Annotated in this window: 5 protein-coding genes; 2 read left to right on the forward strand and 3 right to left on the reverse strand. The window is 37.5% G+C overall.

Annotation, left to right across the window (positions count from 1 at the left end; all coding sequences use genetic code 11):
- The first annotated feature begins 152 nt into the window (after positions 1–152).
- Entirely contained in the window at positions 153–1,178 is a 1,026-nt protein-coding gene (locus tag MHI11_RS20845) for a protein rep (RefSeq protein ID WP_340962413.1), read from the forward strand.
- Between the two features lie 41 nt (positions 1,179–1,219).
- Here MHI11_RS20845 and MHI11_RS20850 read toward each other — a convergent pair whose 3' ends face one another.
- From MHI11_RS20850 to MHI11_RS20860, 3 genes are all read right to left on the reverse strand, one after another.
- A complete protein-coding gene (locus MHI11_RS20850; protein WP_340962414.1) occupies positions 1,220–1,558 on the reverse strand; it encodes a DUF4288 domain-containing protein in 339 nt (112 codons plus the stop codon).
- A gap of 22 nt (positions 1,559–1,580) precedes the next feature.
- Positions 1,581–2,075, reverse strand: coding sequence for a hypothetical protein (locus MHI11_RS20855; RefSeq protein ID WP_340962415.1), 495 nt, complete (start codon positions 2,073–2,075; stop codon positions 1,581–1,583).
- A 401-nt stretch (positions 2,076–2,476) separates the two neighbouring features.
- Positions 2,477–2,950 (reverse strand): DUF3967 domain-containing protein, encoded by a 474-nt coding sequence (locus MHI11_RS20860; protein ID WP_340962416.1) that lies wholly within the window; start codon positions 2,948–2,950, stop codon positions 2,477–2,479.
- A gap of 1,556 nt (positions 2,951–4,506) precedes the next feature.
- On the opposite strand from MHI11_RS20860, the gene MHI11_RS20865 reads away from it, so the two are divergent.
- A complete protein-coding gene (locus tag MHI11_RS20865) occupies positions 4,507–5,625 on the forward strand; it encodes a response regulator aspartate phosphatase (RefSeq protein WP_011116798.1) in 1,119 nt (372 codons plus the stop codon).
- Positions 5,626–7,011 lie beyond the last annotated feature (1,386 nt).

The raw sequence follows: 7,011 nt of genomic DNA on the forward strand, positions 1-7,011 counted from the left end.
ATGAGATTTTCAAAAAGTACGGTAAATCCAGTGGTGTCAAGGGTTTAAAAGCACTTTGACACGTCAAAACTCCTTCTGTTATTATTAAGTTACCACACTTAAAATAATAGATAGCTAGAGATCAAACTAGCTTCAGAAGGAGTTTTTTGACTTTGACATATTCAGATGAATCAAATTATAGCATCCTTGACGATAAAACCGCAACAGGTAAAAAGCGGGATTGGAGAGGAAAAAAGATGAGGTCGTCGCTTGTGGCGGCTCATTATGAAGGACTTGAAAAGCGTACCGGTGCACCTTATTACGGAAAAAAAGCTGAAAAAGTATGTAATTGTGCAGAGTGTCTTGTGTTTAGAAGAGATATTGAAACAGGCAGGCTACGATTATCAAATACTTATTTCTGTAAAGTGAGGTTATGCTCGATGTGTGCGTGGCGACGATCGCTAAAAATTGCGAGTCATAATAAATTGATCGTGGAAGAAGCGAACAGGCAGTATAAGCCTTCATGGATATTCCTCACGTTGACAGTGAAAAACGTTGAGGGCGATGATCTGAAACAGACCATTTCGGATATGATGAAAGGCTTTAATAGATTGATGAAGTATAAAAAAGTGGACTCTTCTGTACTCGGTTATTTCAGAGCTTTAGAGATTACAAAAAATCATGAACAGAATACATATCATCCGCATTTTCATGTGTTAATTCCTGTGAAGAAGAGCTATTTTAGAGGGCAATCTTATATTAAACAAGCAGAATGGACAAGCCTTTGGAAAAGGGCAATGAAAATGGATTACACACCGATTGTGCATGTGCAGCGGGTCAAAGGAAAAAAGAACATTGATGCGGAAGCGATTGAACAAGAAGTGCGTAAAGAGATGGAAGAACAAAAGGCTATTCTTGAAATCTCGAAGTATCCTGTTAAGGATACTGATATCATACGTGGAAATGAAGTGACCGAGGAAAATCTTGATACGGTCTATTATTTGGATGATGCATTAAATGCCAGGCGGCTGATCGGCTACGGCGGGATCTTGAAAGATATTCATAAGGAACTGAATTTGACGGATGCCGAGGACGGGGATCTTGTTCGGATTGAAGAAGATGAAGATGATGTGGCCAATGAGACGTTTGAGGTCATGGCTCGTTGGCATGTTGGGATTAAGAACTACATAATCAATTAAAAAAGCAGGCTGATTAGAGCCTGCTTTTTTGTATGCAATTTTTATTTGTCTAGGGAGTACTTTTCAATTGCTTCTTCTGGAGACGTTTCTTTATCAAATATAAGATGGCGACTATATACCTCACTTAAATGCAAAGGTTCTTTTTCTAAATTATCTACAAGTTCAAAAATATCTAGAATTGAGACTAATTTTGTTGTTGTTTGTCCATAGTCTCCGTTTCCAGATGTTTCATCTGGAAAGCTTTTCTCTATAATTTTTTTTACCTCATTTTGATCTTTTGCTTTAACTAGGACGATTCTCTCTTCAAATACTTTATCAGGTCTAACTTTAGGTGAAGGGATGAATTCAAATAATAGTTTTGCAGAATAAAGTTCATGCATGGTTTGATCACCTTTTCGTTAATTATTTCTTTTTTTTCTTTTTAGTATCTTTTTTAAATCTGTTGTCTGTCAAAAGTTTTTTAGCTGTTTTTGCTTTTTTAATTCCTTTGCTTGCATCTTTGTTAATTTGATCTATTGTTTTGTTTAAGTATTCTGTTGGAAATTTATTTCGGATTGATGCTTTTCTGTTTTTAGAGATGTATTCATTTGCTGTCATTTTATGATGTTTAACAACTTGAGCTTCCCAAGAGTTTGAAGAAAATATCATACCACCTACAATGACAGCCCCAGTTGCTAATACGGCTACTTGTCCTAATCCTGGAATGAAGAAGAAAGGAAGTGGAATGGCAAATTTTGTTTCTGCAAGTTGATCAGGATTTATTTCTTCTCCTTCAGATGATACGAAATCATTTGTGTTAATTACAATAGTTTCGTTTTCTGTTGCTTTTACTGGTGCTTGTAAAACAAAGGTAAATATGGATAGAGCTAATAGTGTGGAAATTATTTTTTTTACCATGTTCAATACTCCTTATAGTTTATTAGAAATTCAATTGAATAACAAAATATAGATTATCTTGTGTTAATTGGATAAACAATGGATTTAAGATAGATTTAAGAAAATTTCTTTTTTGGTTGCGGTGTCCGCAATCATTTTTTTTATTTTTTAGAGCTTCGTTATGATGAAAATTTCTGTGGTAGAATCCGTTCACTGTGGAGGTGAATGTGATGACGATTGTAATTCATGTGATGGATTTAGGAGCATTCATTATTTGTACTTTGCTGTTCATTGCATTGTGGTTTGAAGAATCAGAAGAAGCTGGCTATTAAGTCGGCTTCTTCTTTACACGCTTGACGGAAATCGAGAGATTTTAGCACTCACACAGGGGTGTGTATAAGTGCGCCATTTTCATGGGTGTCCTATTTCCAAAATTGCCACCACTTTTTTTGTTGAGCAGCAGCAATCATTTTTTTTGCTTCAATGGATTCTTTCAAAGCGAGCATGAGATTTTCATCTCGCTTTTTTTGTTGTTCTTCAAATTGTTCGAGTCGTTTTAGGATGGCCCGATTGAATTCCTCGTGTCTTTGAATGAGATCGGCGACATTGACATCTTGTAGCGGTGTAGCGGTATCCGATATGGACAAGTTTGACCGATACAAGGTCGCTACAAGTTTGGCTACTTCTTCTAGTGATTTACCACTCAATTTAGAGTGTGTGTATATATACTCCATAGCGGATAAATCGGACTCATTATACTGACGCCATCCCTTAGTGTCTCTGGCGAAATTATAGCCGTTTTTCTCAAGCATGGCGGCGTATTTGCGTATCGTGACGCTGGAGACATTGAGCTTGTTTGCAATGTCTTGTGAAGAAAGGTAGGTTTCGGGTTTCATAGCGGGTTCACCTCTTTATGATTCATTCGCTACGGTATACGCTACGCCCTCCTAGATCAAAAGGCAAAATGTTTTTGTTTTGCGTAGCGGGTTGAAAGAGAAAAATTTTGATAAGTGTCGCTGGAGACATTTCGGAAAAGGTGAAAAGAGCATAAGGGAAAACTGCAACCATTTCATGCTTGAAATCACAGGGTGATTTGTTTCGTGGCGGTTGCAATTTTTGAAAAGAATGTGCCTAAAAATGAAAAACTGACACACCTTTTTTTAGGAGAAAAATGCGGTGATGTGTCAGAAACGGCAAATCTGCCACACCATAAAAAGGAAAAGTGAGAAGAGCATAAGGGGTTTTTGTCCCCACTTATGGTGTGGAACTAGGCAAAGCCTAGCAAAAAAATGACCCCAAAGAAGTGGTGGAAATCACTCCTGCAGCAGTGGCGATTTTTGAGGTGATCACTTCCCGATCACTACTGAAAAACGAGCCGGTCACTGGCGTATCAGTGATGGAAAATGATCGACCAGTTGTCAATCACTTGTCAAAGTGCCCAGTTATACGCACCAAAAAATGCGCGTGTTTTTAGAAAAGCCAACGAGGGTTTTTTCACGAAAGTTTGCTAACGTTTTGTGTTTGAAAAGGAGCGCACTGCACACAAAGAAAGGTAACGTTTTGCAAAAAAATCAGTCGCAACAAGGGTTCAATAATGGATGAATTAAGTTCGTGTTTGTTTTGTGTTGTTTCGGAAAGGTGTGCACTCAAAAGGAGCGTTACTGTTTAAAAAATGGAGTGAAAAACATTCGGCATGAGTCAACGGTAAGCGGAACGAAAGTGAGCATTAAGGAGTTGACTCATTCACTACATCCAAAGCCTATTGATTCAAACAAACCCCGTTTGTTTGCGCCAGCCGAAGGGGCATCCCCCGAAGATCGGGGGTAGGGGGTTTGAATATTTGCGATCCAACGGGCTGACCGTTGGCGGGTTTGGGCAGAGCCCAAAAAGAGTCATTGGAGAACCAGTGCCCACTTATGCACCTAAAAGTTGCACGTGTGTTTTCTCTCCGTTCAAAACAGAATGCCAGGGCATTGTACCGTTGGGAGATTGATGAAAAAATTTGGTGGAGATGATAGAATAAGAGAGGATTTATTCATCTGATTGTTTGGCGAAGGTGCGAAGCGAAAAGGCGGCGGTAGTCGCCTGAGTGGCAACGAAAAGCGAAGCACCGAGAGCCAAACGAGAACCCCCCATGCTAACAGGGGGGTAGTACGCAAGATGAAAATAAAACGTATAAAAAAATATGATGTGAATTTTAAAAATGCCGTTGAGAGCGTTCAGATTCGATTCTGAACGCTTTTATTTTTGTTCGGGTAATTGAAGTAGGGGAATGAGTCAAAAACGCTTATAAGGGATTTAAATGCGTTTTTTGGTTTTGTCTGCTGAATTCATTTAAAAAACGTTTGCGAGATACCGAAAATTTTCAAAAATGGAAACGCAAGCAAGTTATAGTCGTATTTCATGTGCTAGGATTTAACATAAAAAAGCGATGTATCGGGGGATTGATGGTATGGGAACTATTGCAGCGCCTGTGGTTGGTCAGAAGATTAATGAGTGGTATCAACATATCAAAAGGTTGAATGTGACAGATGCAGAGATTCTCCGTAACGAAGTTAAGAATGAGCTGGATTTGATGGAGGAAAACGAACAGGTTGTTCTTTATTTTCAGCTAATGGAATTTCGCCATGAACAGATGCTTGAATACGTAAATCCATCAAAAAATACTGTCAACAAAGCTGATTATTTGAGAGCTGTCGAAGGTGAAGGAAAAAGGCTTACTGGTATTATGGAGTACTACTTCAATTTCTTCAGAGGGATGTATGAGTTTTCTAAAGGGGAGTACATAAAAGCTATTACATTTTATCGCTATGCTGAAAGAAAACTTGATAAAGTAGCTGATGAATTGGAGCGTGCGGAGTTTTTTTTCAAAATGGGAGAAATCTTTTATCACATGAAGCAAACACATCTATCTATGTATTATGTTGAACAGGCGTATCATGCTTATAAGGCACACAGTATATATCAAGTTAGGTTAATCCAGTGTAGATTCGTAATTGCGGGAAATTATGATGATCTGGTCAGTTATGAGAAGGCACTTCCCCATTTGAAACTAGCTTTACAGGAATCTATTGCACTTGGCCATGATTACATTACGACTAAGGGTTTGTTGAATTTAGGAAACTGTTTTAATAAACAAGATGATGTTGCGAAAGCAACAGTATATTACCAACGTGCATTAGAGTTAGGCGAGAAGATCGGAGCTAAAGAGGTTGTACAAGCTTGTTATGATTTAGCCATCATTTTCTTTAAGCAGGGACTAAAGGAAGAAGCTCTTGACTATTGTGTGAAGGGAAAAAGCTATGCTGAAAAGTATGATGATTATATGTTTGTCGATCTTTTTAATGTGCTTCATGAGTTATATGTGACGGTTTCGCCTAGTGTTGAAGTCAATCAAAAATTTGATCAACTTTTATATAGTCGTGGTTATCCTTATTTAGAAGACCTAGCTTTAGAGGCTGGAAGATTTTATAATGACATAGAACGATTGGATGATTCTGTATTTTTTTACAGGAAGATGATCCAAGTTCAGAAACTGATTCAAAGGGGCGATTTTGAATATGACGTTTAAAAAAATTATGGCTGCCGTTTTGATTTTAGCTGTGGCTGTTGCGCCGGTTTATGGTTTAGCGACGCAAGATAACAGCGTTTCTGTTGCTTCAAGGAATGCAACATGATGTATCGTATTCGATTTGTAACATGAATGAAAATTGACAGACCTTTCGGGTCTGTTTTTTTGTGGAAATATCATGTGTAGTCACTTGGAAATAACACGTAAACTATTAGGTTTTTGATTAAACGTGATATTTCCACTGGTTACAGTCGGCAGGAACGCATAAATAGCAATGGCCAAGAAGGTCGGACTGATCGCCATGAAATGACCTTACTTGTTCTATGCTCTTCTGCTTGTCTCTTTTTCAATCCCACCATTTTCGTGGGCGGGTGACGACAGTTGTATTTTGAATGTCAGGTTTAGTCAGGTTGCATAAAAAATAACGACTAGCTGAATGCTCTAGTCGTCAGTAATAGGTTATGATTCTTTAAGGTATGAATGTTTGTGAAAAAGAGTGAAAAAATAAAAAAAATCTCCCCCTGAGGGGAAATTTTTTTAGGACGCTGACCTTCTCATGCTGAGGATGTCGAACCGAATTCATTTTGTTAAGATGACAAGTGCGCTTTTTACTATATGTTGATGCGTATAAGTGGTGTGGATTTTTCTGAAATGAAAAGCAATCTGACTTTTTAAATCTGATTGCTTTTTATAAAAACGAAATTTATGGAGGTTGGTGAGTATTAACGATGGGGTTTCAATACTCACTCTAATATATGTGAGTTTACTGAAGAGTGATCATTGAAAGATCGAGGTTATAAAAAATAATGATTTTGGTTAGAATTTTAATGGGGAACCTCCAACGCTTGCGTATGCGAAAAGGTCTTTAGGAGCCGGCACTTTGCTGACTCCTTTTTGTTTTGATTAAAATCAAATGTTAAAAGCACCCTGAACATAAGCAGGATGCTTTTAATATTTGCGGGCTTTTTTTATAACTTATGGCTGTTTTGGATTTTTTATTAAGAAAAACATTTTATGTTATTGGTTCTTAATGGGGAAAAGCAATCTGATTGTAAAATCAAATTGCTTTTTTATGAAACGAAGATTGATAATGGGGAGATCAGAATTCTTGTTATCATATGCTAGATTGTGGAAGAGTGATCATTGAAAGAGTGATGTTATAAAAAATAGTCTATTTGGTTAGAATTTTAATGGGGGACCCTTCCTTCATGTCTGCAAGTAAAGAAATATAAGATTGGGTTTATTTTTGAGGAGCTAGTATATTACTGGCTTCTTTTTTGTTTTTGGGTTTTTGGTTTTTAAAAAGATGGCGGTTTCGCCAGATTTTTAGGCGATTTTGACGGAGTCAGAATCGTGTCTTTTCTTATCTTGATACATATAGAAACA

The sequence above is a fragment of the Bacillus sp. FSL K6-3312 genome (genome assembly GCF_038007485.1).
Classification (GTDB): Bacteria; Bacillota; Bacilli; order Bacillales; family Bacillaceae; genus Bacillus; species Bacillus pumilus.

Coding starts and splice junctions, on each gene's coding strand:
- MHI11_RS20850 (WP_340962414.1), bottom strand. CDS start 1,558: ATGCATGAACTTTATTCTGCAAAACTATTATTTGAATTCATCCCTTCA.
- MHI11_RS20855 (WP_340962415.1), bottom strand. CDS start 2,075: ATGGTAAAAAAAATAATTTCCACACTATTAGCTCTATCCATATTTACC.
- MHI11_RS20860 (WP_340962416.1), bottom strand. CDS start 2,950: ATGAAACCCGAAACCTACCTTTCTTCACAAGACATTGCAAACAAGCTC.
- MHI11_RS20865 (WP_011116798.1), top strand. CDS start 4,507: ATGGGAACTATTGCAGCGCCTGTGGTTGGTCAGAAGATTAATGAGTGG.